The organism is Microvirga splendida (assembly GCF_016427565.1).
Classification (GTDB): domain Bacteria; phylum Pseudomonadota; class Alphaproteobacteria; order Rhizobiales; family Beijerinckiaceae; genus Microvirga; species Microvirga splendida.
The window spans coordinates 65,273-87,568 of the sequence record NZ_JAELXT010000005.1 but is presented as its reverse complement, the minus strand read 5'-3'; the positions used below and the strand labels follow the sequence as shown (position 1 = coordinate 87,568).

The 22,296-nt window shown below is 66.6% G+C and carries 25 protein-coding genes; 13 read left to right on the top strand and 12 right to left on the bottom strand.

Translation table 11 applies throughout. The features are described from left to right. Positions 1-61: 61 nt before the first annotated feature. The 3 genes from JAO75_RS07205 to JAO75_RS07195 all read right to left on the bottom strand — a co-directional run bounded on the left by JAO75_RS07205 (position 62) and on the right by JAO75_RS07195 (position 2,154). On the bottom strand, positions 62-817 hold the full coding sequence (locus tag JAO75_RS07205) for a pseudouridine synthase (RefSeq protein WP_199047872.1): 756 nt from the start codon (positions 815-817) through the stop codon (positions 62-64). Further along, complete coding sequence (locus tag JAO75_RS07200) at positions 814-1,728, bottom strand: class I SAM-dependent methyltransferase (RefSeq protein ID WP_199047871.1); 915 nt, start codon at positions 1,726-1,728, stop codon at positions 814-816. Before JAO75_RS07200 ends, JAO75_RS07205 begins: the two co-directional genes overlap by 4 nt. A gap of 69 nt (positions 1,729-1,797) precedes the next feature. Then, the gene (locus tag JAO75_RS07195) at positions 1,798-2,154 is read right to left on the bottom strand and encodes a hypothetical protein (RefSeq protein ID WP_199047870.1); all 357 of its coding nucleotides are present in this window, start codon (positions 2,152-2,154) and stop codon (positions 1,798-1,800) included. Between the two features lie 204 nt (positions 2,155-2,358). Between JAO75_RS07195 and JAO75_RS07190 the strand changes: the two genes are divergently transcribed. Beyond that, on the top strand, positions 2,359-2,643 hold the full coding sequence (locus JAO75_RS07190; RefSeq protein ID WP_199047869.1) for a hypothetical protein: 285 nt from the start codon (positions 2,359-2,361) through the stop codon (positions 2,641-2,643). 20 nt (positions 2,644-2,663) lie between these two features. Here the strand turns inward: JAO75_RS07190 and JAO75_RS07185 are convergent, their stop codons facing one another. Continuing rightward, complete coding sequence (locus tag JAO75_RS07185) at positions 2,664-3,593, bottom strand: DMT family transporter (RefSeq protein WP_199047868.1); 930 nt, start codon at positions 3,591-3,593, stop codon at positions 2,664-2,666. 260 nt (positions 3,594-3,853) lie between these two features. On the opposite strand from JAO75_RS07185, the gene JAO75_RS07180 reads away from it, so the two are divergent. From JAO75_RS07180 to JAO75_RS07165, 4 genes are all read left to right on the top strand, one after another. Beyond that, positions 3,854-5,089, top strand: a complete 1,236-nt coding sequence (locus tag JAO75_RS07180; protein WP_199047867.1) for an MFS transporter — start codon at positions 3,854-3,856, stop codon at positions 5,087-5,089. A 205-nt stretch (positions 5,090-5,294) separates the two neighbouring features. Further along, positions 5,295-5,684 carry a septal ring lytic transglycosylase RlpA family protein gene (locus JAO75_RS07175; RefSeq protein WP_199047865.1) on the top strand — a complete coding sequence of 130 codons (390 nt, stop codon included), beginning with the start codon at positions 5,295-5,297 and terminating at the stop codon, positions 5,682-5,684. Between the two features lie 151 nt (positions 5,685-5,835). Next, the gene (locus JAO75_RS07170; RefSeq protein ID WP_199047863.1) at positions 5,836-6,654 is read left to right on the top strand and encodes a hypothetical protein; all 819 of its coding nucleotides are present in this window, start codon (positions 5,836-5,838) and stop codon (positions 6,652-6,654) included. Further along, the gene (locus JAO75_RS07165) at positions 6,644-7,792 is read left to right on the top strand and encodes a hypothetical protein (RefSeq protein WP_199047861.1); all 1,149 of its coding nucleotides are present in this window, start codon (positions 6,644-6,646) and stop codon (positions 7,790-7,792) included. The genes JAO75_RS07170 and JAO75_RS07165 overlap by 11 nt, the downstream gene beginning before the upstream one ends. 49 nt (positions 7,793-7,841) lie before the next feature. On the opposite strand, the gene minE is transcribed toward JAO75_RS07165, so the two are convergent. The 3 genes from minE to minC are packed head-to-tail and all read right to left on the bottom strand — an operon-like array spanning position 7,842 to position 9,603. Next, complete coding sequence (minE, locus tag JAO75_RS07160; RefSeq protein WP_036354060.1) at positions 7,842-8,105, bottom strand: cell division topological specificity factor MinE; 264 nt, start codon at positions 8,103-8,105, stop codon at positions 7,842-7,844. Then, positions 8,102-8,917 (bottom strand): septum site-determining protein MinD, encoded by an 816-nt coding sequence (gene minD, locus JAO75_RS07155; RefSeq protein WP_190845117.1) that lies wholly within the window; start codon positions 8,915-8,917, stop codon positions 8,102-8,104. The genes minE and minD overlap by 4 nt, the downstream gene beginning before the upstream one ends. A gap of 17 nt (positions 8,918-8,934) precedes the next feature. Then, entirely contained in the window at positions 8,935-9,603 is a 669-nt protein-coding gene (gene minC / locus JAO75_RS07150; protein ID WP_210340188.1) for a septum site-determining protein MinC, read from the bottom strand. Between the two features lie 442 nt (positions 9,604-10,045). Between minC and JAO75_RS07145 the strand changes: the two genes are divergently transcribed. Both JAO75_RS07145 and JAO75_RS07140 read left to right on the top strand, forming a co-directional pair. Next, positions 10,046-11,212, top strand: a complete 1,167-nt coding sequence (locus JAO75_RS07145; protein WP_199047857.1) for a TAXI family TRAP transporter solute-binding subunit — start codon at positions 10,046-10,048, stop codon at positions 11,210-11,212. Between the two features lie 70 nt (positions 11,213-11,282). Further along, positions 11,283-12,785, top strand: coding sequence for a hypothetical protein (locus JAO75_RS07140; protein WP_199047855.1), 1,503 nt, complete (start codon positions 11,283-11,285; stop codon positions 12,783-12,785). 27 nt (positions 12,786-12,812) lie between these two features. Here JAO75_RS07140 and JAO75_RS07135 read toward each other — a convergent pair whose 3' ends face one another. Further along, positions 12,813-13,070: a hypothetical protein gene (locus tag JAO75_RS07135; RefSeq protein ID WP_199047853.1), complete on the bottom strand. Its 258-nt coding sequence runs from the start codon at positions 13,068-13,070 to the stop codon at positions 12,813-12,815. 181 nt (positions 13,071-13,251) lie between these two features. On the opposite strand from JAO75_RS07135, the gene JAO75_RS07130 reads away from it, so the two are divergent. From JAO75_RS07130 to JAO75_RS07115, 4 genes are all read left to right on the top strand, one after another. Next, a complete protein-coding gene (locus tag JAO75_RS07130; RefSeq protein ID WP_199047851.1) occupies positions 13,252-13,845 on the top strand; it encodes a helix-turn-helix domain-containing protein in 594 nt (197 codons plus the stop codon). A gap of 10 nt (positions 13,846-13,855) precedes the next feature. After that, positions 13,856-14,395, top strand: coding sequence for a GNAT family N-acetyltransferase (locus JAO75_RS07125; RefSeq protein ID WP_199047849.1), 540 nt, complete (start codon positions 13,856-13,858; stop codon positions 14,393-14,395). A gap of 103 nt (positions 14,396-14,498) precedes the next feature. Further along, the gene (locus JAO75_RS07120; protein WP_199047847.1) at positions 14,499-15,266 is read left to right on the top strand and encodes a sulfite exporter TauE/SafE family protein; all 768 of its coding nucleotides are present in this window, start codon (positions 14,499-14,501) and stop codon (positions 15,264-15,266) included. A 127-nt stretch (positions 15,267-15,393) separates the two neighbouring features. Then, positions 15,394-15,846, top strand: a complete 453-nt coding sequence (locus JAO75_RS07115) for a hypothetical protein (protein ID WP_199047845.1) — start codon at positions 15,394-15,396, stop codon at positions 15,844-15,846. A 61-nt stretch (positions 15,847-15,907) separates the two neighbouring features. Here the strand turns inward: JAO75_RS07115 and JAO75_RS07110 are convergent, their stop codons facing one another. The 3 genes from JAO75_RS07110 to JAO75_RS07100 all read right to left on the bottom strand — a co-directional run bounded on the left by JAO75_RS07110 (position 15,908) and on the right by JAO75_RS07100 (position 18,655). After that, positions 15,908-16,939 (bottom strand): cysteine synthase A, encoded by a 1,032-nt coding sequence (locus tag JAO75_RS07110; protein ID WP_199047843.1) that lies wholly within the window; start codon positions 16,937-16,939, stop codon positions 15,908-15,910. Between the two features lie 113 nt (positions 16,940-17,052). Then, positions 17,053-17,688, bottom strand: a complete 636-nt coding sequence (locus JAO75_RS07105; protein ID WP_199047841.1) for a DsbA family oxidoreductase — start codon at positions 17,686-17,688, stop codon at positions 17,053-17,055. Positions 17,689-17,734: 46 nt separating this feature from the next. Further along, complete coding sequence (locus tag JAO75_RS07100) at positions 17,735-18,655, bottom strand: hydrogen peroxide-inducible genes activator (RefSeq protein WP_199047839.1); 921 nt, start codon at positions 18,653-18,655, stop codon at positions 17,735-17,737. 91 nt (positions 18,656-18,746) lie between these two features. Between JAO75_RS07100 and JAO75_RS07095 the strand changes: the two genes are divergently transcribed. After that, the gene (locus tag JAO75_RS07095; RefSeq protein ID WP_199047838.1) at positions 18,747-20,213 is read left to right on the top strand and encodes a catalase; all 1,467 of its coding nucleotides are present in this window, start codon (positions 18,747-18,749) and stop codon (positions 20,211-20,213) included. Between the two features lie 174 nt (positions 20,214-20,387). Here the strand turns inward: JAO75_RS07095 and JAO75_RS07090 are convergent, their stop codons facing one another. After that, positions 20,388-21,038 carry an MBL fold metallo-hydrolase gene (locus JAO75_RS07090; RefSeq protein WP_425523161.1) on the bottom strand — a complete coding sequence of 217 codons (651 nt, stop codon included), beginning with the start codon at positions 21,036-21,038 and terminating at the stop codon, positions 20,388-20,390. Between the two features lie 142 nt (positions 21,039-21,180). On the opposite strand from JAO75_RS07090, the gene JAO75_RS07085 reads away from it, so the two are divergent. Next, positions 21,181-22,293: an S-(hydroxymethyl)glutathione dehydrogenase/class III alcohol dehydrogenase gene (locus JAO75_RS07085; RefSeq protein WP_199047837.1), complete on the top strand. Its 1,113-nt coding sequence runs from the start codon at positions 21,181-21,183 to the stop codon at positions 22,291-22,293. Positions 22,294-22,296: the final 3 nt, after the last annotated feature.

Below are 22,296 nucleotides of genomic sequence, written 5' to 3'. Positions count from 1 at the left end.
ATGGGCCTGGACTTTCCCTACCCGATTACGGCCCTGAGGGCAACCTCTCCGCTCACGAGGCTTACCGAGAGGCGGCTCCGGCTGGCGGAAGGATCAGGGCGAGGTCGGCCTCGCTCATGAGCCGGAACTGCCCGGGCTCCAGATCCGCCGGCAGGTCCAGGGCGGCAATCCGGTTGCGGTGGAGGGCGGTGACGTGGTTGCCCACGGCCGCGAACATGCGGCGCACCTGATGGTAGCGCCCTTCGGTCACCGTGACATGGGCATTCAATGGGGACAGCGCCTCCATCTGCGCCGGCAGGAGCGGCCGGTCCTCGCCTTCCAGCATCAGGGTCCCGGACGCGAAGATCTCTGCCTCGTCGCCCCGCAAGGGGCGGTCGAGGGTCACGTGATAGCGCTTGGAGACATTGGCGCGGGGCGAGATGATGCGGTGGAGCAGGCTGCCGTCGTCAGTCATCAGCAGCAGCCCCGACGTTTCCTTGTCGAGGCGCCCAACGGTCGAGAGGGCCGGGTCGCGCCGGCGCCAGCGGTCGGGCAGCAGGCTGTAGACCAGGGGGCCTGCCTCCTTGTGCGAGCAGGTGACGCCCAGGGGCTTGTGCAGCATCAGGATCAGTCCCGGCGGCGGATCGAGGGGCTTGCCCTGGACGCGCATCCGCTCCGACAGGTCGCGGGTCACGGCGATGCGCTGATCGGAATCCTCGATCACCTCGCCATCGAGCACGACCAGGCCGGCCCGGACGAGCTGCTGCACCTCCCGGCGCGAACCGTAGCCCAGATTGGCGAGGAGCCGGTCGAGGCGAAGGGTCGGGGTCTTGCTCATTTGAGCGCCTCGTAGATCTTGTATCCGCCGGCCTCGACCTTGGGGGTCACGCGCCGGAACAGGGGCTTCAGAACCCCCTCATAGGGCAGGTGGCGGTTGGCGACGAGCCAGAGGACGCCGCCGGGCCGCAGCGCCTCGGCCGCACGGCGGATGAAGCTCTGACCGAGGGACTGGTCCTCGGCGCCGCCATCGTGGAACGGCGGGTTCATGACCACGAAGTTGAGGCCCTGGAGCCCGCTGCCGCTGCGGACATCCCCCCAGCGGATTTCAGCTCGCGGATCGACGACGTTGCGCTGTGCCATCTCGACGGCGCGGCGGTCGATGTCGAGCATCGCAAGATGTTCCACCGCGGGAGAGGCCAGGATCGCGCGGGCGAGAATGCCGATGCCGCAGCCGAAATCCGCGCCCCTGCCGCTCAGCGCGGGCAGGCTCTGCTCCAGGAGAGCGCTGCCGGGGTCGAGCCGGTTCCAGCTGAACACGCCGGGCCAGGTCCACAGGCCCAGCGCCTCGTCGAGCCGCGGCCCACCCTCGGCCAGCGCCTCGTCGATGTCGGCCAGGCGCGCGGGCCGCTCGCAGGTGCAGATGCGATGGTGCCGCCGGGAGGTCTCGGAGACGGCGCAGCCGAATGCCTTGAGCTCCTTGGCGATCCGCGAGCCGCCCTTGTCCTTGGGCGCCAGGATCGTCAGGGCGCCGCCGGGGGCAAGCGCCCGCAGCGCCAGCGCGGTGGTGTAGCGCCGCTCCACGGTGCCGGGCGGCGCCAGCACGAGCACGTCGCTCAAGGAGCCTTCGGGCTGATCCTCGAGCTTTGCCGAGCCGGGAATCAGGGGCGAGAACTGAATGGCGCCTTCCGGTGCCTCGCCCAGTTCGGCCGGAGGCGTTCCGTAGACGCCGCTTCGTGTCGTGTGGTGCAATCTGGTGGCCTGTCGGTGAACGATGGCCTTCTAGTCCACCGCGGCCCGCGCGGCAAACCTCCAGGCCGTTCAGTATTTCAGGCGCAGCGCCCCCACCTCCTGCGCGCCGCCCGCGCAGGCGATGCGGGCCCGAGGACAGACGGAGACATAGACCGGAGTCGGGCAATAGGTCTGCGTGAAGCTCTCGTCGATGGCGCAGGTCACGTGCACGCGATAGGCCCGCTGCGGAACGCCCGGCACGTCATGAAGCACCGAATAGCCGAGGCCCTGGTCGGCGAGCCTCGCGATGGGACGTGTGACCTGGATGGGACGTGTGACCTGGACCTGGCTGGCCCGAACCCCGACAACCGTCGTCACGTCCGCCGCCAGGGCCGTCGACGCCACAAACCCTGTGGCGAATGCCATTCCCACCAAAAGCTGCTTCATGTTGCGCCTCATTGCATCGCCTGCCGCCCCTGCAGCAGGAGGGATCCTGCAGGGTAAATGCAAAGCCCAGCTTCAAGATCAACCCTGCACGAACGATTAACCACGCCTCGAGCGCCCTGGGGCCATCCTGCCTGCTTTAAGCAACCGGTAGGATTTTTGGCCCGATAAACACCGCCCGACAGGACGTGAACGGACCAGGATCCCATGCACCACATCCATCTCGCTGAGGGTATGCGGCTTCGTTTTCCGGCGCGCAGCGCCGATTTCGACCAGGGCGTCGAGATCGGAATCGTGGCCGCGCTCATGAGCCAAGATCTGATGGAATTCACCCGCAGGATCTCGCGCGACAACCTGGGCCAGGTGCGGGCCCTGGTGGAACAGTTCGGCTACCGACTCGTCGAGGGCTCCGAGGACGGGGATTTCGTCGAGATCAACTTCCTCAGCCGGACGGCACGCCCGCGCCTGCGCGTCGTTCATTCCGGTGCCTGAAGCATTGCCCGGCTCCCGGCTCAGGCCGGGAACTTCTTCTCCATCGCCCGCACCCGCTCGCGATAGGCCGCGTAGAGGCCACTGAGAGCGATGATCCCCGCGCCGGTGATCGTCCACGCATCGGGAACCGTGCCGAACACCAGATAGCCGAGACTGCCGGCCCAGATGAGCTGGACATAGGAAAACGGCGCGATCATCGACGCATTGCCATGCCGGTAGGCGAGGACGATGAACCAGTGCCCGATGGCGAACAGCACGCCCATGCTGAGGCCCAGGCCGATCTCCGTGGCGTCCGGCGTGACCCAGTTGAACGGCATCAGCGCGCTCAGCACGACAGTGCCGACGAGGGCCGAATAAGCCAATGTCGTGAAGGCATGGTCGCCGACGATCTTGCGGGTCACGACGGCACCCACCGCCCAGCTTGATGCGGCCATCATCGGCAGGAGCGCGGCGAACTGGAAGGCTCCCGTTCCGGGCCGGACAACGATCATGACACCGATGAAGCCGAAAGCCGCTGCACTCCAGCGCCGCCAGCCCACGGTCTCGCCGAGGAAGAAAACCGACAGGGCCATGATCAGGATGGGCGAGACGAAGAAGATCGCGGTGGCGTCCGCCACCGGCAGGGAAGGCAGGCTCGCAATGAACAGGAGCGACGAGCCCACCATGCCACAGCCCCTGAGAACCTGCAGTTTCGGACGTCGGGAGCGCAGGAGCCCAGGCCCTCCCTTGAGGAGCACGACCGGGATGATCACGAGCGCGAACGTGACGTAGCGCATCCACGCCACCTCCGGCGGCGGCAGGGTGGAGGCGAGCTGCTTGGTGATCACGTCCGCCACCGAGAACACGACCGTAGACGCGATCAGGAACAGGATGCCCCGCAGCGGGGAGGAAGCCGGCAGGCCGGAGGGCTCCGGGGAAGAAGCCTTCGTCCGAGCGGGAGAGGAGGTCATGCGCGCTCAAAAAATGAGGCTCGCGCGGGGCCGCGACGAGCCTGAGGGTCTCGAGTCCGGAGGATGTTGCCGTTCATACACTACTGTTTTCGCCGGTGGAGAAGTGCAAACTCGGCACGACCTGCATGCTTTCGGCGAATGGATCGGGTGTTGTGCGCCCTTACGCTTGCGCCAAGAACATGGGACAACCGATGCAGCGGATTCCCGAGCCCGGCGGCACCGGCGAACAGGGGCTGGCATGACGGGCGTGGGACGATCACATGGAAGATGATGTGCAGGAGATGCCAAGCCGCCTGGTAGGCGGAACGCCCGCCTTCCACCGCATGAACCTGGCGCTCTTCGCCTCCGGCTTCTCGACCTTCGCCATCCTCTACTGCGTCCAGCCCCTGCTGCCGGAATTCTCGCGGGAGTTCGGGGTGAGCGCCGCCGTGAGCAGCCTGTCCCTATCGCTCTCCACCGGCCTTTTGGCGGTCGCCATGCTGGTGGCCGGATCCCTGTCGGAGGTGTGGGGGCGAAAGCCTATCATGGTGGCCTCGCTCCTGCTCTCGGCGCTCCTGGCCATCCTGTCTGCCCTGGCGCCCAACTGGACGAGCTTTCTCGTGGCCCGCATGCTGATCGGCATCACCTTAAGCGGGCTGCCGGCGGTCGCCATGGCCTATGTGAGCGAGGAGGTCGATCCGAAGTCCATCGGCTTGGCCATGGGGCTGTTCATCGGCGGCAACGCGGTCGGGGGCATGTCCGGGCGGATCGTCGGCGGCGTGCTGACGGATCTGGGCTCCTGGCGGCTGGCCGTCGGCCTCATCGGATTCATCGGTCTTGCGTCGGCCTTCGCGGCCTGGCGCAGCCTGCCGGCCTCGGCGCATTTCCGGCCGCGCCGGGCCCGGCCGGTGGAGCTGCTGCGGTCCTTTGGCGAGCACCTGCGGGATCCGGGCCTGCGCGGCCTGTTCGCCGAGGCCTTCCTGCTCATGGGCGGCTTCGTGACCCTCTACAACTATCTCGGCTACCGCCTGAGCGAGCCGCCCTATTCCCTGAGCCAGAGCGCCATCGGGGCGGTCTTCGCGGCCTACCTCATCGGCACCTGGAGCTCGGCCTGGATCGGCGCCCTGGCCGACCGGCTCGGGCGGCAACGGGTGCTGTGGGCGATGATCGTCATCATGCTGGCCGGCGTGGCGCTGACCCTCTTCGATCATCTCCTGCCGATCATCGCGGGGATCGTGGCCGTGACCTTCGGGTTCTTCGGCGGCCATTCCATCGCCAGCAGCTGGGTCGGCAGCCGGGCCGTGACCGCGAAGGCGCAGGCCTCGGCGCTCTACCTGTTCTGCTACTACCTCGGATCGAGCGCCGTCGGCACCCTGGGCGGCCTGTTCTGGGCCCGCGCCGCATGGCCGGGCGTTGCCGGTCTCGTGGCCGCCCTGCTGCTCGCGGCTCTCGCGCTCGCCCTGTGGCTGACGGCCCTTCCGCCCGGCCGGACGGGCAAGGACCCCGCGGCTCCGTAGCGCCGAGAGGCGGCTCCGTTCTCCAGAAATTTGCGGATCGTCGAGGCTATATCTGCAAATCGTTATAATATACAAAGCAGCAAAGTCATACCTGCTTGCGCCAGCCCAGGCTATAACAATCGTCGTTCTACCATGTAGAACGTCTTATTGTTGCCCCATTAGTCTTCATTTTGCACGACCTGCATAACAAACAAGGGAATGCATTGTGGATCAACGCAAGGTAACGCTCACACTCGCCAGCTTGTTCATCGCCGGATCGGCTTTCATCTCGGTCCCCGTAGCGCAGGCCGAACCTGACGCCACCTCCGGCAAGGTCATTCAGAGCGGTCCCGCCTCCTGGTACGGACCGGGCTTCCACGGGCGCAAGACGGCGAGCGGCGAGACCTTCAACACCAACGCCCTGACTGCCGCCCACCGCACCCTGCCCTTCGGCACGAAGGTGAAGGTGGTGAACAAGAAGACCGGCAAGTCGGTGGTGGTGCGCATCAACGACCGCGGTCCTTACGCCCATGGCCGCGTCATCGACCTCTCGAAAGCCTCCGCGCAGGCCATCGGGATCTCGGGCGTGGGTTCCGTTACGCTGGCCCAGCTCTGAACGGGCACTTTTTCAGACACCTTCATTTCATCACCTAGTCATTGCGAATCATCCTGGCCGGGGTTTCCGGCCAGGATGATCATGGAACCGGGATGCCGTTCACCCGCTTTTCCCCAGTCACCTTTTCTTGAGAAGAGGCCTTAGGAAACGCATGCAGATCGGCTGGCCCCTCGCAACTAAATCCGCTCTCCTGACCCTGCTGATGGCCGCCGGTTCCGTGGCTGTCGGCTCCGTGGCCGCCGCGCAGACGGGACGCCCCTGGGTCGATCCGCCCGCGGAGGGCACGACGTCGCCGTCCCCCGCCCCTGAAACCGTCAGGCCGGCTCCTCCTGCGGCGGCTGCGCCGGAAGTCGCCTCACCGCCTCCGGCGGCCACACCGGCCCCGCCGCAAACGGCTCAGCCGCAGACTCCCATCGTCCGGCCCGATGCGCCTGCGACCCGCCAGGCGCAGGAGCCCGCAGCCGCTCCGCCCGCCGCGCCACCTGTGACGACCGCTCAGCCGAAACAGGACCCTGCCGAGGACAAGCGGGAGGCCCGGGCCGACACGGCCAAGCGATTCGCCATCGACTATCTCGATTCATGGTCGGCGCCCAACGACACCGCTCTCGAATCGACCGCCGCCTTCTATGCGCCGCGCGTGCTCTTTCACGGGCGCGAGGTGACGATGAAGCGGCTGTTCGACGAGAAGCGCCGCTTCGTGAAGCGCTGGCCGGAGCGGGACTATCGCCCGCGCGAGGACGGGATCGGCACGACCTGCAACTCGGCAGGCGAGATCTGCACGGTGCATGCGGTGTTCGACTACACGGCCTCCCATCCCAAGCGCCGTCGGGTCTCGCAGGGCACCGGCGCCCTGCAGCTCGTCGTCCACTTCATCGGCGACAGGCCCGTGATCGTCGCGGAGCACAGCACGCTGCTCGGTCAGGAGCGCAGGCGAAATCTTGCCCTGGAGGGTGCCTCGAATGATCGATGAAACCACGACCCACGATCCGTCCGCGGATCCGCGCCGCAACTGGGCCATGATGCGCGAGAGAATGCACGAGGCCATCCGGGCGGAACTCGACACCATCAATCCCACCGACGATGGGAGGCGGGCGCTCGAACTCATCATCGAATCCTCCGTCCGCCCGTCCGAGGTCGACGGCGAGCTGAAGCTCACCATCATCGATCAGGACGGCAAGCCGCGCACGATCGAGAGAGACGGGCAGCAGGCGGCATTCACGCTGCACGATCTGCTGGAGGAGCTGCGCGTGCGCTATCCGGTGCTGTTCAGGCCCGCGAAGCAGGACGAGAATGCCGCGATGCGGGAGGCAGACCCGCCGCAGAAGCGCGAGAAGCCGCAGCGCGACTGGATCAAGCTGGAATCGTCGGCGGCGGCCACCGAAGCCGAAGCGCCCCGGCCGTCGCCCGCTTTCGCATCGATGCAGGCGCCGGCCGGCGGCATGAATGGCCTTCGCGACTGGTCCCGCAAAGCCCTCGCCTCTCCGAGAGCCGCCGCGCTGCTCGGTCTCGGACCACGGGTCTGGTCGGCGGACGATCCCGCTCCAGCCGGGCAGGAGCGACATGCCTTCGGGTCGCCGACACGCTCCTGGGCGCGTCCCAGCATCGCCCTGGGGGCCGTTGCGCTGCTGGCTCTTCTGGGCGTCGGCGCATTCCTGTTCCAGGGCGAAGAGCCGGCCGCTCCCGCGCCTCAGGCCAATGCGGCGGAGACGGTCGTGGCCGGCGCTGAGGGAGCCACCCCCCTCCAGGATCCCGAGCCGTCGACCACCGGCTCGACCACGTCGTCGGCTTCGCTTCGCGGGGTGCCGGACGTGATCGACACGGCAACCCTGTCCCTGAAGGGCGAGGTGGTGCGCCTGTTCGGCGTCGAATGGGCGCCCGGCGGCGGCAAGCCGGAGGACCTGACCGGCTATCTCAACGGCCGCGAGGTGGCCTGCGAGCCGGCGGGTTCGAACGATGTCTATCGATGCCAGGTCGGCAACCAGGACCTGTCGCGGGTCGTGCTGTTCAATGGCGGCGGGCGACCGACGAGCGATGCGACGCCGGAGCTGAAGGCCGCGGCCGAAAAGGCCCGCGAGGCCAAGATCGGCGTGTGGGGCAAGCAGCCATGACAAAGCGGCCCGGCATGACCGGGCCGCTCAGACGTCGTAACGCTGCATCTCAGGCGCGTGCGGCGACAGGCGCGGGAATCTCGATCTCGATCTCGAGGGTCGAGATGTCCGAGTCGCGGTTCATCTTCACCTGAACGTTGTCCTGCTCCACCATCACGTGACGGCGCACGACGGCCAGGATCTCCTCGCGCAGCTGGGCGACGAGGTCGGGCTTGCCCCCGACGATGCCGCGTTCGTGCGCCAGCAGGATCTGCAGGCGCTCGCGCGCCACGGGCGCGGAGGTGCGCCGGTTGAAGAAGCTCAGAAGGTTCATGCAGCCCTCCGTCCGAACAGCTTGCCGAACAGGCCCTTCTTGTCGGTCGGGATGGTGAGTTCGACGGTCTCGCCCTTGAGGCGGCGCACGGCGTCGAAATAGGCCCGGCCCGGCGCGCTGGCAGGATTGTTGAGCGTCACCGGCGAGCCGACGTTCGAGGCGCGCAGAACCTCTTCGCTCTCCGGGATGATGCCGATGAGCGGGATGGAGAGGATCTCCAGCACGTCGTCGACCTTCAGCATCTCGCCGCGCTCGGCGCGCACGGGATCGTAGCGGGTGAGCAGCAGGTGCTTCTCGATGCGCCCGCCCTTCTCGGCCAGCTCCGTCTTGGAATCGAGGAGGCCGATGATGCGGTCGGAGTCGCGCACGGATGACACTTCCGGGTTCGTCACGACCACGGCCACGTCCGCGTGGCGCATGGCCATCGTGGCGCCGCGCTCGATGCCGGCCGGGCTGTCGCAGATGATCCAGTCGAACTTCTGGCGAAGCTCGTCGAGCACGCGGGCGACGCCCTCTTCCGTCAGCGCGTCCTTGTCGCGGGTCTGCGAGGCGGGCAGCAGCGACAGGTTCTCCAGCCGCTTGTCGCGGATGAGCGCCTGGTTGAGCTTCGCATCGCCCTGCACCACGTTGATGAGATCGAACACCACGCGGCGCTCGGCTCCCATCACCAGATCCAGGTTGCGCAGGCCGACATCGAAGTCGATGACCACGACCTTGTCGCCGCCATGCGCCAGCGCCGCGCCCAGAGCTGCCGAAGACGTTGTCTTGCCAACGCCACCCTTGCCGGAAGTTACGACCAAGACTTTGGCCATTGTCGTCTCTCTTTCTCTCAATCCATTGTTTTCAGGATGATGGAATCGCCATCCAGGTTCACTTGCACGGGCTGACCGAGGAACTTGCCGCCCAGATCGTCGGCGGTCTTGTAGAGTCCATCGATCGCAATCAATTCGGCTTCGAATTTGCGGCAGAAGATGCGGGCCTTGCCATTGCCCGTGCATCCGGCAATGGCGCGGCCGCGCAAGGAGCCGTAGACGTGAATCGAGCCGCCGGCGACGATCTCGGAGCCCGAAGCGACGGAGCCCAGAACCGTCACGTCGCCTTCCGGGTGCAGGATAGACTGCCCCGAGCGCACAGAGCCCTCGATCAGCAGCGACTTCTCCGGCACGGGAGCATCGGCGAAGGGCGAGCCCGCGGCGGCCATGGCGGCATCGGCCGCATCCGGCACGCCGATCTCGCCCGCAGGCTTGCCGCCGCTGATCTGCGGCGGCATGTCGGCATCCACGTTCTCGGGCGCGGCGCCCTCGAGCCCGATGACGCGGATGTTGCGCATCTTGAAGGCCGCCAGCAGAAATTTCAGCTCGGATTTCGACGGCTTCAGGGAGGAGACATCGGCAATGATGGGACGCCCGGTGAAAAATCCGGGGGAGCGCTCGGAGACGGCGTCGAGATCCTCGAGCCAGTCCCTCAGCGGCACTTCCGGCGCGAGAACCAGGGCCATGAAGGACCTGCCGCGGAAGCGAAGAGACGGACGATTTCGAACGGCAATGGTCACGGGAGTTCAGATTCCTTTAATGCCCTACGATTTCGACCGCTTATGGTTAACGGACGGTTAAAGGAGGGGCCGGGCGCCCATAAATTTCTTAATGCCGCACCCGATCCGGCACGGAGCCTCCTGTCCCAGGCGGCAGGACGATAAGAAATTCAGCCCTTACAAGGAATATAAAGATAAATCTTATCTCTTTTTGATTATTCTCTAGCACTTCATGAGTACTAATCCAGACGCCAAGCGCGATTGACCATAGGTTACATAAGCATACGATGGCCGTTCTTTCGTTTCGTTTTTTCATTGCCTCGAATTTATTCTGCCACTTCATCAGTCTTGGAAAAACGAACCGATCGAATCGACGAACAGCCACAAGGCTCCTGCGGGGAGAACAAGAATGTCGGGTCGGGTTTCCGTTTTCTCTTCCATGCGCGACTGTCTCAGCCGTCCCCTGGTCTGGGCGGCCGCCATTGCCGGCCTGCTCGCATCGGGCCTGGCGCCCGCCGCGGCCCAGACGGCACCGGCCTTCAATCCGTCCCGGGCCAACACGGGCACGCTCGGGGTGATCTCCGGCGGCGCGGACGGCACCTACATCCGCATCGCCGCCGACCTCGCCAACGTGCTCGACGGCGAGGACTTGCGCGTGCTGCCGATGATCGGCCGCGGCTCGCTGCAGAACCTGCGCGACATCATGTTCCTGCGCGGCGTCGACATCGGCATCGTGCAGATGGATGCCCGCGAGCAGCTCAAAGCGGAGAAGCTCCAGGACAGCGCCGTGCGGCGCCTGCGCTTCATCACGCGCCTCTACAACGAGGAGGTCCACATCATCGCAAACCGCGAGATCACGGACATCCGCCAGCTCGACGGCAAGAAGGTGAATATCGACAAGGCGGGCAGCGGCACCAACCTGACCTCGCGCCTCATCTTCGAGAAGCTCGGCATCAAGCCCGAGGTCACCACCTTCGATCAGGCCTCGTCCTATGCGAAGCTCAAGTCCGGCGAGATCCAGGCGGCCGTCTACGTGGCCGGGCGGCCGGTGCGCGCCATCGCGGAGTTCCAGACCGACGGGCGCTTCCATCTCCTGCCGATTCCGTTCGAGGGCGAGATCGCCGAGAGCTACTTCCCGGCGCGCTTTGCGAACGCCGACTATCCCCGGCTCGTCGACGCGGACAAGCCCGTCGAGACCCTGGCGGTCGGCAGCCTGCTCGCGGTGTTCAACTGGCCCGAGAACTCCGACCGCTACAACCGCGTGAAGCGCTTCGTGGACGCGTTCTTCTCCCGCTTCGACGAGTTCCTGCAGCCGGGACGGCACCCGAAGTGGAAGGAGGTCAATCTGGCCGCCGACGTGCCCGGCTGGGAGCGCGTGAAGCCGGCGCAGGACTGGCTCGATCGCGCCGCCTCGGCCCGCACGTCCTCGCCTCAGGTTCAGAGCTTCGAGTCCTTCATGAACAACCGGGGGATCAACGTCTCGGCCCAGGAGCGCGAGGTTCTGTTCCGGGAATTCCTGGCCTGGCAGGGCAACCGGGAGCGGGCGCTGCGGAAGACCACGACCCGGCAGGACTGACATCCCAGGCAGGACCCGAAGCCGAAGGCTGTTCCTCAAGCCTTCGGCCGCCACAAAAAGGAGGTCCGACGTGATTGCGTATACATCATCTGGATCAAGACTTTTCATCACGGCATTGCTGACCACGACATGTCTCGGCCTCACGCTTCTCGGTCCTGCGGCCGCACAGGATGCGCCCCGGATCGCCCCGGACGTGGAGGCGCTGGCCGCCCCGAAGGACCTGCAGACAATCCTCCCCCTGCTGCTGACCTCCTCGGACCGGCGCCAGCTTGCAGCCGATCTCGAATCCGCCATCCGCAAAGGCGACCTGAAGGCGGCGGAGACCGGCCTCAACAGGGCCATCGAGGTCGGCACCCTCGCCATCGTGCTCTCCGACTACCTGAGCAATCCGGACCTGCTCAAGGCGCTGCAGGATCTCAACGTTCAGGCGTCCGCCGAGGCACCGAGTCCAATGCCCGCCCCTGCGGCCGGCCTGCCGGACGCCTGCACGACAGCGGCCGAGATCGGCAGCGCCAACCTGGCCGGGCTTCAGGAGGCCCTGGAGCAGGAGCGGTCCTACAGCGGCATGGTCTCGCAGACCATGACGGCCCTGATGCAGGAGCACAACGCCCTTGCATCCCGGGTGGAGTCGGACACCTCCTCCCGGGAGGTCCAGACGGCGGAGATGCAGCAGGCCCTCCAGCGGGAGCAGGAGCGCAGCACAACGCTCGAACAGGAGCTGCAGAGGCTCCAGGAGGAATACCGGATTCTGCAGGCCGCGCAGGAGCAGGCCTCCGCCCCGGCGGACATCGCGGCATCGGAGGATCGGCTGCGGCGGGAACGCGAGCGGGCCGATCTGACGGAGCGCCAGCTCGCCGGCACGCTCAAGGACCTGCGCGAGCTGCAGGGTCTCAAGGACGAGATCGTGGCATCGTCGACGTCCCGGATGGCCGAGCTGGAGAAGGCCATGGCGCGGGCCCAGATGCGCGGCGATCTGCTGACGCAGGAGCTGGCTGCGGCGGCCGGCGAATTGCAGGCCCTCAAGGAGCCGCGTCAGCCGGGCCCCGCTCCCGTGATGTTCCGGCTCGCCTCGACGGGCGCGGAGCCTCCCCTGGCTCCGCCGCAGCCGGAGACCGCGCCGGCTCAGGACGCCACCTCGGCCCTGCCCGTCAGGACTCCTGGCGCGGTGGTCGTGGCAGCCCTGCCGCAGGGCATCCAGCCTCTGCCCACGACACCTCTGTCCATCACGCCTCTGTCCATCACTCCTCTCCCCATGACGAGCGCGCCGCCGCTCAGCAACGAAGCCCCGGCCGCGACGGACTCCGCCAAGGCCGACGACCGGCTCGTCTCCCGCGCCGAGGAGCTCTTGCGTCAGGGCGACGTGAGCGGCGCACGGCTCGTCCTGGAGCACGCGCTTGCCGGCGGCCATGCCCGCGCGGCCTTCCTGCTGGCCGAGACCTTCGACCCGAACACGCTCGCGAAGCTCGGCGCGCTGGGCCTCAAGGGCGATGCGGCGAAGGCGCGGGAGTTCTACGCGCGGGCCCAGAGCCTGGGCATGGCCCAGGCCCGGGAGCGGCTGGAGGCTCTACGATAGCCCTTGAAGGCGCTGGGTGCCCGGATTCTAGAACGGCACCCACTCGCCGCCTTCGGTGAGCGAATCCACCGCCCGCTCGAGGGCGGTGCCGGCATCGAGCAGCTGCTGGGCGGTCTGCTGGATCTGCAACGGAGGGCCGGGCAGGCCGGCGACGTGTTCCGTCAGCTCCCGCACCCGCTCGATCAGGTCGATGAGGTCGGCGGCGAGCGCAGCCCTTTCCTCCGCTTCCGCAGGAGCGGACCGGCCCGGCTTCAGGCGGGGAGCAAGGGGGATCACGTTCGACATGGGTTGAAAATCTTCTTTTGTTCTGCCGAGGGCAATGGACTGCCCCTGCGTGATCCACAGCAAACCGATGCCATAGGGCCTGCAACGCCGCTTGGCGATCCTTTTTCTGCACGCAGCCGCCACCGGACGTGGTTCGGTCCGTCGGCTTGACTCCATTATTCTGGAGTTCCATTCTAATTTAATGGATGAAACTTCGGACATCAGCGCGCATCTGGCGGCGCGCCTGCGCGACCTGCGGGCCGGATCGGGCATGACCCTCGAGGGTCTGGCCGAGCGCACCGGCGTCAGCCGCTCCATGATCTCCCTCATCGAGCGTGGTGAGAGCAGCCCGACCGCCGCCGTTCTCGACAAGCTGGCCGCGGGGCTCGGCGTCACGCTGGCGTCGCTCTTCGCGGACCGGGACAGCGCCGCCGCCCACCCGCTGTCGCGGCGGGACGACCAGCGGGTCTGGCGCGATCCGGGGAGCGGCTACATCCGGCGCAACCTGTCCGCCCCCGGCTTCCCCTCGCCGATCGAGCTGGTGGAGTCGGTGCTCCCGCCCGGCGCCCGCGTGGCCTATGACACGGGGCACCGCGCCGCCGCCGTCCATCAGCAGATCTGGATCGTCGAGGGCGCCGTCGAGATCACGCTCGACGAGGAGACGCACCGCCTCGCCACCGGTGACTGCCTCTCCATGCGGCTCGACCGGCCCATCGTCTTCCGCAACCCGACCGATCATCCCGCCCGCTATGTGGTGGCGCTCGCCACCGATCCGCGCCCAGTTCCCTCCCGATGAGACAGCGCCCATGACAGAACCCGTCACCATCCGCCAGCTCACGCCCCGGGAGGCCCGGGAGCAGGTCCGCGCCCTCTCGGCCGTCCTGATCGATTGCGTCGAAGGCGGCGCCTCGGTCAGCTTCATGCTGCCCCTGACGCAGGAGAGGGCCGATGCCTTCTGGCAGGGGGTGGCCGAAGGCGTGGCCGCGGGCGAACGGATCCTGCTCGTCGCGCAGGACCCGTCCAGCGGCGCCATCGTCGGCACCGTCCAGGTGATCCTCAGTCAGCCGGAGAACCAGCCGCACCGGGCCGACATCGCCAAGATGCTCGTCCACCGGAGCGCCCGCCGCCGCGGGGTCGGCGCCGCCCTGATGCTGGCCGCCGAGAAGGCAGCCGCAAGCGCCGGCAAGACCGTGCTCGTGCTCGACACCGTGACCGGCGGGGATGCCGAGCGCCTCTACGAGCGGATCGGATGGATCAGGTCCGGCGTCATCCCGAACTACGCGCTCTGGCCCAAGGGGGGCTTCTGCGACACGACCGTGTTCTACAGGCAGATTTCCGCCGCCTGACATCCGCGCCGGGCAAGCCCCTCGATTGCGCTCGCCCGACGACCGTCCTATGGCTAGAGCATCGAACCATCCCGCCCTGCTCTCACCATCAGACTGACCGATCATGGAATTGTCCACTGCGGCGCTGCTTGCCGCCTCGGGCCTTGCGGCCGGCCTCGTCAACGCGATTGCGGGCGGCGGCACCTTCTTCACCTTCTCGGCCCTCGTCGCCGCCGGACTTCCGCCGGTCGTCGCCAACGCCACCAGCGCGGTGGCGGTCACGCCGGCGAACCTGGCGAGCGCCTGGGCCTATCGGCGCGAGCTTGCCGCCAACGCGCGGCGCTTCGCGGCCCTGGGCATCGTCAGCCTCATCGGCGGCCTGGGCGGCGCCTACATCCTCACAATCACCAACAACGACGCGTTCCGGCAGCTCGTGCCGTGGCTCCTGCTGTTCGCCACCCTGCTCTTTGCCGCAAGCCCGAAGATCGTGGCGCTGGCGCGCGCCATCGGCAAGCACGAGGGCGACCATCCCTCCACGAAAGCCTGGGCCGCTGGCCTCGCGTTCCAGACGGGTGTCGCGGTCTATGGCGGCTTCTTCGGCGCCGGCATGGGCATCGTCATGCTGGCGGCGCTCGCCATCACCGAGGGCGACGACTTCCACCTGATCAATTCCGCCAAGCATCTGTGCTCGACGCTGATCCAGCTCGTCGCCGTGGTGCTGTTCATCATTGCAGGGCTCGTGAGCTGGCCGGAGACGCTCGTCGTCGGCGCGGCCTCGGTGATCGGCGGCTATCTCGGCGTCGTGTTCGGCCGTCGCCTGCCGGCGAGCGCCATCCGCTGGCTCGTGATCGCCGTCGGCGCCACGTTGACACTGTATTTCTTTATTCGCTGAATTCAGTAACCATACGCGAAATAGCCCGCACGCAAGCGGCTTTTCGCCGGCGGCTGCCCGATTCACGCCACAACCATGCTCCTTCCTGCATCACTCGATTCTGAGTTTTCGCGAAAAGGAAATGATCGTGGCCGAATCCCAAAACATGTCAGGACTCGACGGAACGCAATCGGTGAGCGCCCTCGGCCTGCGATGGGCTGCCCTGCGCGGCATGCTGAACTCGCCGCTGATCACGGTCGAGGAACAGCGGCCGCTGCGGGACGAGCTGCTGCGCGAGCTTGCGACCATCGAGCAGGATTTCAGCGACCTGCCGTCCCGCAACACCATGGAGATCTCGGCGAAGCTCGACATCGCGAAGTCGGCCTTGCGCGAGCGCATCCAGAATGGGGAAACCTGGCTCGTCGACCTGATCGACAGCGTCCAGGCCGATCTGCACTCCCTTCATGCGAAAACGCCCGCTGCGACAACACACGCGACAGGCCGCTCGCCCGCCAATCTCAGCCGTCCCCAGCAGCAGCGCACGGACGAGACGGCCAACACGCCCTCGACCGCAGAGACGGCGACGTCCTCGGCCGCCTGATGAAAGACGCCGCGCCTGATCCGTTCAGGCGCGGCGCATGACCGGGCGCGACGTTCCTGCGTTACACGAGACCCGGATCGATCCTGCTGCTCGTCTCGAGCCATGCGGGAACAGGCAGGTTCCTGTCGCGCAGGAAATCCGGATTGAAGAGCTTCGACTGGTAGCGCGTGCCATAATCGCAGAGCACCGTGACGATAGTGTGCCCGGGTCCAAGCTGCCTGGCGAGCCGGATCGCCCCCGCAACATTGATGCCCGACGATCCGCCGAGGCACAGCCCTTCGTGCTCCAGAAGATCGAAGACGATGGGCAGCGCCTCCGCGTCCGGGATCTGGAACGCCGCGTCGACAGGCGCGCCTTCGAGATTGGCCGTGATGCGGCCCTGGCCGATGCCCTCCGTGATCGACGTGCCCGACGATTTCAGTTCCCCGGCCGTGTAATAGCTGTAGAGCGCCGCTCCCATGGGATCGGCAAGAGCGATCGTGATCTTCGGGTTGCGCTCCTTCAGCGCCATGCCGACGCCGGCCAGCGTGCCACCCGTGCCAACCGCGCTGACGAAGCCGTCGACCCTGCCGTCCGTCTGCTCCCAGATTTCCGGTCCCGTGGTCTCGATATGCGCCTGCCGGTTGGCCACGTTGTCGAACTGGTTGGCCCAAATGGCACCGTTCGGCTCTTCTTGCGCCAAACGCTCCGCCAGACGGCCCGAGACCTTCACGTAGTTGTTGGGATTGGCGTAAGGCACCGCCGGCACTTCGATCAGCTCGGCACCCGCGAGCCGCAGCATGTCCTTCTTCTCTTGGCTTTGCGTTTCCGGGATCACGATCACGGTCCTGAAGCCCATGGCATTGGCGACGAGCGCCAGGCCGATGCCGGTATTGCCCGCCGTGCCCTCGACGATGACACCGCCCGGTCGGAGCGCGCCGCGCCGGACCGCATCGCGGATGATGAAGAGCGCCGCCCGGTCCTTCACCGACTGGCCGGGATTCATGAACTCGGCCTTGCCGAGGATGGTGCAGCCGGTGAGCTCGGATGCGCGGCGGAGCCTGATGAGAGGCGTGTTGCCGATGGCGGCGGGAACGTCGGGCTTGATCGTCATCGGGTGATACCTCGTTGGCCGGGCAGGAAGTTTCGTACCTTGTTGACCGGCCTCGCCGGAAAAGCCCAGACCTCTTCGTCACATTTGTGCCGAGGTTCCACCATCGTTTGCGATCAGCTTGCCGCCTTGGCGTCGGAGAGCGCCCGGTCGATCACATCCTTCACCGTCTCATAGGGCTGGGCTCCAGACACGAGATAGGCCTGCGCGCCGGCGGTGACGATGAGGGCGGGAACGCCGGAGATGCCGATCTGCCGCGCCAGCTGCTCGTCCTCCAGCACCCTTTCCGTGTGGCGTCCTTGGTCCAGGGCTTCACGCAAGCCATCCGGGTCGAGCCCGACGGATTGCCCGAGGTCGAGCAGAACCTCGAGGTCGGCGAGGTCTCGCCCCTCCTCGAAGAAGGCCTTGAACAAGGCGTGATTCATCGCATCGAGCAGGCCTGCCTCGCGGGCGAACTCGGCCGCCTCATGTGCCTTGCGGCTGCGGGGCTGGACCGGCGGCAGCTTCATCCTGTCGAGGCCGCGGTCCTGAGCCATCGGGTAGACCGACTGGTTCCAGACCCGGTGCAGGTATTCCGCATTCGGGTCGAGGGTCGGCTCCGGCTCGGGACGCAGCTCGAAGGAGCGCCAGTCGATCTCGACCCTGGCGCCGCGTTCGGCCTTGATGCGCTCCAGCACCGGCCGTTCGAGATAGCAGAACGGGCAGACATAGTCGCTCCAGACCAGGATCCGGACAGGATTGTCGTTCGGCATGGCATGCTCCCTTCCCGAGCCCGGCTCCAGCTTGCGTCACAACGCATCAGATGTCCGCCGGTTTTTGCGCCCCCGCCTCATCACACTTGAGAGACCGGATCAATTCTCCGAGCGCCTTGAAATCGCTCTTGCGGGTAGAGCTGCGGCGCCAGGCGAGCCCGACGACGCGCATGGGCGGCTCCTCGGGAAACGGGATGAGCGCCACCCGCTGCCGGTCGACCTCCGTCCTGGCGCAGAGCTCAGGCAGCAATGTGATTCCGTGACCCGCCGCCACCATCTGCATGATGGTCGTGAGCGAGGCGGCGCCCAGCGCCCGGCGGGCCTGCATGTTGGCGATCTGGCAGAACTGCAGCGCCTGATCGCGCAGGCAATGCCCCTCCTCCAGCAGCAGCAGGCGCTCCTGCCCGATGCGGGTGCGCAGGTCGCCCGCCTTCCACTCGCGAGCCGCCTGGCTCTGGACGGCGATGAGGAAGCGGTCCTCGAACAGCGCCATGGTTTCGAGCTGCGGCTGCTGCACGGGCAGGGCGACCAGCACCGCGTCCAGTTCGCCCCGGACCAGTTCCTCCACGAGGGCATTCGTCTGCGTCTCACGGATCTGCAGGTCGAGGTGCGGATAGTGCTTCATAGCCTCGGTCAGGATGTCCGGCAGCAGGTAAGGCGCGATGGACGGAATGATGCCGAGACGGAGGGAGCCCGTGAGGACGCCGTGGTGCTGGCGCGCAAAATCGGAAAGCTCCCGCACCTGGCTGAGGATTGCCTCGGCCCGCGTGGCGATCTCCTGCCCGGCCGGCGTCACCGCAATGGCGCCGCCCCGGCGCTCCACAAGCTCCACGCCGAGCTCCCGCTCCAGCTCCTTGATCTGCATGGACAGGGCCGGCTGCGTGACGGAGCACTGATCGGCCGCCATGCCGAAATGCTTCGTCCGGGCCAATGTTTCGAAATAACGGAGCTGCCTGAGCGTGACCATGCGATAAGAATATCTGATCGCTCCTTGCAATCAATACAATTGGACCTGATCGCGGGGCCGAGGCATGGTCCGCCCGCTCAAAGGGACGACCATGACAAAAACAACCACAATGACCACCACGGCCGGGGCGCCGATCGCCGACAACCAGAACAGCCTGTCCGCCGGCTCCCGCGGCCCGCTGCTGCTGCAGGATTACCAGCTCATCGAAAAGCTCGCGCATCAGAACCGCGAGCGCATTCCGGAGCGCGTGGTGCATGCCAAGGGCTCGGCCGCCTACGGCACGCTGACGGTCACCAACGACATCTCGCGCTATTCCAAGGCGAAGGTCTTCTCCGAGGTCGGCAAGCAGACGGAAGTGTTCCTGCGCTTCTCCACCGTGGCCGGCGAACGCGGCGCCGCGGATGCCGAGCGCGACGTGCGCGGCTTTGCGCTTAAAGTTTATACGGAAGAGGGCAACTGGGACATCGTCGGCAACAATACGCCGGTGTTCTTCGTCCGCGACCCGGTGAAGTTCCCCGACTTCATCCGCACGCAGAAGCGCCACCCCGCCACGAACCTGCGCTCGCCCACCGCCATGTGGGACTTCTGGTCGCTCAGCCCCGAGACGCTGCACCAGGTGACGATCCTGTTCTCGGATCGCGGCCTGCCGCAGGGCTACCGCTTCATGCACGGCTTCGGCTCGCACACCTATTCGTTCATCAACGAGGCCGGTGAGCGATTCTGGGTGAAGTTCCACTTCAAGTCCATGCAGGGCATCAAGACCTGGTCGAACCGCGAGGCCGAGGCCGTTGTCGCCAAGGACCGCGAGAGCGCCCAGCGCGATCTCTACGAAGCCATCGAGGGCGGCGACTTCCCGCGCTGGAAGTTCTGCGTGCAGATCATGCCCGAGACGGATGCGGAGAAGACCTCCTACAACCCGTTCGACGTCACCAAGGTGTGGCCGCATGCGGAGTATCCGCTGATCGAGGTCGGCGTGCTCGAGCTCAACCGCAACGCCCAGCACTATTTCGCGGAAGTGGAGCAGTCCTCGTTCTCGCCGTCGAACATCGTGCCCGGCATCGGCTTCTCGCCGGACAAGATGCTGCAGGGCCGCATCTTCGCCTATGCGGATGCGCACCGCTACCGCGTCGGCACCCATTACGAGGCGCTCCCCGTCAACCGCCCGCGCTGCCCGGTGCACCACTACCACGCGGATGGCGGCATGCTGTTCGACGTGCCCAACCGGGGTGACGCGTACTACGAGCCGAACTCCTTCAACGGTCCGGTGCAGACGCCCCGCGCCGCGGAGCCGCCGCTCAAGATCTCGGGCGATGCCGACCGCTACGACCACCGCGCCGGCAACGACGACTACAAGCAGCCGGGCGACCTGTTCCGCCTCATGACGCCGGACGAGCAGGGCCGGCTCATGGACAACATCGCGGAAGCGATGCAGGGCGTGCCCGAGGACATCGTGCGCCGCCAGATCGTGCACTTCTACCTCGCCGATAAGGCCTATGGCCTCGGCGTGGCGGACCGCATGGGCCTCAAGGGCGCCGTGATGATCCAGGCTGCCGAATAAGACAAACGCCGTAGGGGCAAAGAGAGCGGCTCGGGAAAGATCCCGGGCCGTTTTTTAGTAAGGGCTTCGGTGTCATTCCCGGCCGGAGCGCAGCGGAGGGGAAGGGAACCCATGGCGTTGCGCCTGATCGTGGATCCCCTTCCCGCACTTCGTGCGCCGGGGATGACAACCGCGTTAGAGCAACCCCTCGCCCTGAAGGAACGGATTCGTCTGCCGCTCCTGGCCGATGGTGCTCATGGGGCCGTGGCCGCATATAAAAGTAATGTCGTCGCCGAGGGGCAGGAGCTTGTCCTTGATCGAGCGGATCAGCGCCTTGCCGTCGCCGCCGGGAAGATCCACGCGTCCGACTGAGCCCTGGAACAGCACGTCGCCGACGAGCGCAAAGCGCTGATCCTTCGACACGAGCACGACGCTGCCGGGTGAGTGGCCGGGGCAATGCAGAACATCGAGGACGAGGTCGCCGACCGTGACCGTATCGCCCTCGTTCAGCCAGCGGTCCGGCGTGACGGCACGCGCCTCGAAGCCGTAGGCCTGTCCCTGCTCGGCGAGCCGGTCCAGCAGGAAGCGATCCGCCTCGTGCGGTCCCTCCACCGGAACGCCGAGGTCCTCGCGCAATTCGGCGGCACCACCGGCGTGATCGATATGGCCATGGGTGAGGATGATCTTCTCGACGGTCACGCCGCTCTGCGCGATGGCCTGCTTGATGTGGTCGAGATCGCCGCCGGGATCGACCACGGCGGCCTTTTTGGTCTTCTCGCACCACAGCAGGGTGCAGTTCTGCTGGAACGGCGTCACGGGAATGATGGCGGCGCGGACGTCTGGCACGATGAAATCCTCACATGATCGGACACAGACATAGGACCTGGGCGGGCCCGTGGGAAGGCGCGCGATCACGGGCGCTTCACTTGACCTTCCGACACCCGGGTTCGCATAGTCCCCTCACCGAATCACAAGCGAGGACACGAGCATGGAAACCAGGGCCGCCGTGGCGTGGGAGGCTGGCAAGCCGCTCACCATCGAGACCATCCGCATCGAAGGCCCGAAAGCCGGCGAGGTGCTCGTGGAGGTGATGGCCACCGGCGTGTGCCACACGGACGCCTATACCCTGTCGGGCCTCGATTCCGAGGGCAAGTTCCCGGCGATCCTCGGCCACGAGGGTGCGGGCATCGTGCGCGAGGTCGGAGCCGGCGTGACAACGCTCAAACCCGGCGATCACGTGATTCCGCTCTACACGCCCGAGTGCCGCAGCTGCAAATCCTGCCTGTCGCGCCGCACCAATCTCTGCACGGCGATCCGCTCGACTCAAGGGCAGGGCGTGATGCCGGATGGCACCTCGCGCTTCCGCTGCGACGGCGAGACCGTGTTCCACTACATGGGCTGCTCGACGTTTGCGAACTTCACCGTGCTGCCGGAGATCGCGCTCGCCAAGGTGCGCGAGGACGCGCCCTTCGACAAGATCTGCTACATCGGCTGCGGCGTCACCACGGGCATCGGCGCGGTGCTCTACACCGCCAAGGTGTGGCCGGGCGCGAACGTGGTGGTGTTCGGCCTCGGCGGCATCGGACTCAACGTGATCCAGGGTGCGCGCATGGTGGGCGCCGACAAGATCATCGGCGTCGACATCAACCCGGCCAAGGTCGAGATGGCCAGAAAATTCGGCATGACCGACTTCATCAACCCGAAGGAGGTCGGCAACGACAAGGTCGTGCAGGCCATCATCGATCTCACGGGCGGCGGCGCGGATTTCTCGTTCGACGCCACGGGCAACACGGACGTGATGCGCCAGGCGCTGGAATGCTGCCACCGCGGCTGGGGCGAGAGCATCATCATCGGCGTGGCGGAGGCAGGCCGAGAGATCGCCACCCGGCCGTTCCAGCTCGTCACCGGCCGCGTCTGGAAGGGCACGGCCTTCGGCGGCGCACGCGGCCGCACGGACGTGCCGAAGATCGTGGACTGGTACATGGAGGGCAAGATCAACATCGACGACCTGATCACCCACACCATGCCGCTCGACGAGATCAACACCGCCTTCGACCTCATGCACGAGGGCAAGTCGATCCGCTCCGTCGTGATCTACTGATCG

Excerpts from the sequence above, each read along its gene's own strand:
- JAO75_RS07205 (WP_199047872.1), bottom strand. The coding sequence starts at position 817 with ATGAGCAAGACCCCGACCCTTCGCCTCGACCGGCTCCTCGCCAATCTG.
- JAO75_RS07195 (WP_199047870.1), bottom strand. The coding sequence starts at position 2,154 with ATGAAGCAGCTTTTGGTGGGAATGGCATTCGCCACAGGGTTTGTGGCG.
- JAO75_RS07190 (WP_199047869.1), top strand. The coding sequence starts at position 2,359 with ATGCACCACATCCATCTCGCTGAGGGTATGCGGCTTCGTTTTCCGGCG.
- JAO75_RS07185 (WP_199047868.1), bottom strand. The coding sequence starts at position 3,593 with ATGACCTCCTCTCCCGCTCGGACGAAGGCTTCTTCCCCGGAGCCCTCC.
- JAO75_RS07180 (WP_199047867.1), top strand. The coding sequence starts at position 3,854 with ATGGAAGATGATGTGCAGGAGATGCCAAGCCGCCTGGTAGGCGGAACG.
- JAO75_RS07170 (WP_199047863.1), top strand. The coding sequence starts at position 5,836 with ATGCAGATCGGCTGGCCCCTCGCAACTAAATCCGCTCTCCTGACCCTG.
- JAO75_RS07165 (WP_199047861.1), top strand. The coding sequence starts at position 6,644 with ATGATCGATGAAACCACGACCCACGATCCGTCCGCGGATCCGCGCCGC.
- minE (WP_036354060.1), bottom strand. The coding sequence starts at position 8,105 with ATGAACCTTCTGAGCTTCTTCAACCGGCGCACCTCCGCGCCCGTGGCG.
- minD (WP_190845117.1), bottom strand. The coding sequence starts at position 8,917 with ATGGCCAAAGTCTTGGTCGTAACTTCCGGCAAGGGTGGCGTTGGCAAG.
- minC (WP_210340188.1), bottom strand. The coding sequence starts at position 9,603 with ATGGCCCTGGTTCTCGCGCCGGAAGTGCCGCTGAGGGACTGGCTCGAG.
- JAO75_RS07145 (WP_199047857.1), top strand. The coding sequence starts at position 10,046 with ATGTCGGGTCGGGTTTCCGTTTTCTCTTCCATGCGCGACTGTCTCAGC.
- JAO75_RS07135 (WP_199047853.1), bottom strand. The coding sequence starts at position 13,070 with ATGTCGAACGTGATCCCCCTTGCTCCCCGCCTGAAGCCGGGCCGGTCC.
- JAO75_RS07130 (WP_199047851.1), top strand. The coding sequence starts at position 13,252 with ATGGATGAAACTTCGGACATCAGCGCGCATCTGGCGGCGCGCCTGCGC.
- JAO75_RS07125 (WP_199047849.1), top strand. The coding sequence starts at position 13,856 with ATGACAGAACCCGTCACCATCCGCCAGCTCACGCCCCGGGAGGCCCGG.
- JAO75_RS07120 (WP_199047847.1), top strand. The coding sequence starts at position 14,499 with ATGGAATTGTCCACTGCGGCGCTGCTTGCCGCCTCGGGCCTTGCGGCC.
- JAO75_RS07110 (WP_199047843.1), bottom strand. The coding sequence starts at position 16,939 with ATGACGATCAAGCCCGACGTTCCCGCCGCCATCGGCAACACGCCTCTC.
- JAO75_RS07105 (WP_199047841.1), bottom strand. The coding sequence starts at position 17,688 with ATGCCGAACGACAATCCTGTCCGGATCCTGGTCTGGAGCGACTATGTC.
- JAO75_RS07100 (WP_199047839.1), bottom strand. The coding sequence starts at position 18,655 with ATGGTCACGCTCAGGCAGCTCCGTTATTTCGAAACATTGGCCCGGACG.
- JAO75_RS07095 (WP_199047838.1), top strand. The coding sequence starts at position 18,747 with ATGACAAAAACAACCACAATGACCACCACGGCCGGGGCGCCGATCGCC.
- JAO75_RS07085 (WP_199047837.1), top strand. The coding sequence starts at position 21,181 with ATGGAAACCAGGGCCGCCGTGGCGTGGGAGGCTGGCAAGCCGCTCACC.